This is a genomic window from Pseudomonas putida W15Oct28, assembly GCF_000708715.2.
GTDB classification, from domain to species: domain Bacteria; phylum Pseudomonadota; class Gammaproteobacteria; order Pseudomonadales; family Pseudomonadaceae; genus Aquipseudomonas; species Aquipseudomonas putida_R.
In genome coordinates this window covers 1-2,069 of the sequence record NZ_JENB01000089.1, presented here as the reverse complement: position 1 = coordinate 2,069, position 2,069 = coordinate 1, and the positions used below count along the sequence as shown (strand labels likewise).

Annotated in this window: 1 rRNA gene; it reads left to right on the top strand. The window is 52.3% G+C overall.

The window, feature by feature from the left end:
• Positions 1-2,050, top strand: a 23S ribosomal RNA gene (locus tag AK81_RS27530); the annotation flags it as partial.
• Positions 2,051-2,069 lie beyond the last annotated feature (19 nt).

The following is a 2,069-nucleotide window of genomic DNA, read 5'->3' as shown; positions in this document are numbered from 1 at the left end:
TAAGTGGGAAACGATGTGGGAAGGCTTAGACAGCTAGGAGGTTGGCTTAGAAGCAGCCACCCTTTAAAGAAAGCGTAATAGCTCACTAGTCGAGTCGGCCTGCGCGGAAGATGTAACGGGGCTCAAACCATGCACCGAAGCTACGGGTATCATCTTATGATGATGCGGTAGAGGAGCGTTCTGTAAGCCTGTGAAGGTGAGTTGAGAAGCTTGCTGGAGGTATCAGAAGTGCGAATGCTGACATGAGTAACGACAATGCGAGTGAAAAACTCGCACGCCGAAAGACCAAGGTTTCCTGCGCAACGTTAATCGACGCAGGGTTAGTNTGATGCGGTAGAGGAGCGTTCTGTAAGCCTGTGAAGGTGAGTTGAGAAGCTTGCTGGAGGTATCAGAAGTGCGAATGCTGACATGAGTAACGACAATGCGAGTGAAAAACTCGCACGCCGAAAGACCAAGGTTTCCTGCGCAACGTTAATCGACGCAGGGTTAGTCGGTCCCTAAGGCGAGGCTGAAAAGCGTAGTCGATGGAAAACAGGTTAATATTCCTGTACTTCCAGTTATTGCGATGGAGGGACGGAGAAGGTTAGGCCAGCCTGGCGTTGGTTGTCCAGGTTTAAGGTGGTAGGCTGGAATCTTAGGCAAATCCGGGATTCTAAGGCCGAGAGCTGATGACGAGTTGCCATTAGGCGACGAAGTGGTTGATACCATGCTTCCAAGAAAAGCTCCTAAGCTTCAGATAACTGGGAACCGTACCCCAAACCGACACAGGTGGTTAGGTAGAGAATACCAAGGCGCTTGAGAGAACTCGGGTGAAGGAACTAGGCAAAATGGCACCGTAACTTCGGGAGAAGGTGCGCCGGCGAGGGTCAAGGACTTGCTCCGTAAGCCCATGCCGGTCGAAGATACCAGGCCGCTGCGACTGTTTATTAAAAACACAGCACTCTGCAAACACGAAAGTGGACGTATAGGGTGTGACGCCTGCCCGGTGCCGGAAGGTTAATTGATGGGGTTAGCGCAAGCGAAGCTCTTGATCGAAGCCCCGGTAAACGGCGGCCGTAACTATAACGGTCCTAAGGTAGCGAAATTCCTTGTCGGGTAAGTTCCGACCTGCACGAATGGCGTAACGATGGCGGCGCTGTCTCCACCCGAGACTCAGTGAAATTGAAATCGCTGTGAAGATGCAGTGTATCCGCGGCTAGACGGAAAGACCCCGTGAACCTTTACTATAGCTTTGCACTGGACTTTGAATTTGCTTGTGTAGGATAGGTGGGAGGCTTTGAAGTGGGGACGCCAGTTCTCATGGAGCCATCCTTGAAATACCACCCTGGCAACTTTGAGGTTCTAACTCAGGTCCGTTATCCGGATCGAGGACAGTGTATGGTGGGTAGTTTGACTGGGGCGGTCTCCTCCCAAAGAGTAACGGAGGAGTACGAAGGTGCGCTCAGACCGGTCGGAAATCGGTCGTAGAGTATAAAGGCAAAAGCGCGCTTGACTGCGAGACACACACGTCGAGCAGGTACGAAAGTAGGTCTTAGTGATCCGGTGGTTCTGTATGGAAGGGCCATCGCTCAACGGATAAAAGGTACTCCGGGGATAACAGGCTGATACCGCCCAAGAGTTCATATCGACGGCGGTGTTTGGCACCTCGATGTCGGCTCATCACATCCTGGGGCTGAAGCCGGTCCCAAGGGTATGGCTGTTCGCCATTTAAAGTGGTACGCGAGCTGGGTTTAGAACGTCGTGAGACAGTTCGGTCCCTATCTGCCGTGGACGTTTGAGATTTGAGAGGGGCTGCTCCTAGTACGAGAGGACCGGAGTGGACGAACCTCTGGTGTTCCGGTTGTCACGCCAGTGGCATTGCCGGGTAGCTATGTTCGGAAGAGATAACCGCTGAAAGCATCTAAGCGGGAAACTTGCCTCAAGATGAGATCTCACTGGGATCTTGAATCCCCTAAAGGGCCGTCGAAGACTACGACGTTGATAGGTTGGGTGTGTAAGCGCTGTGAGGCGTTGAGCTAACCAATACTAATTGCCCGTGAGGCTTGACCATATAACACCCAAGCAATTTG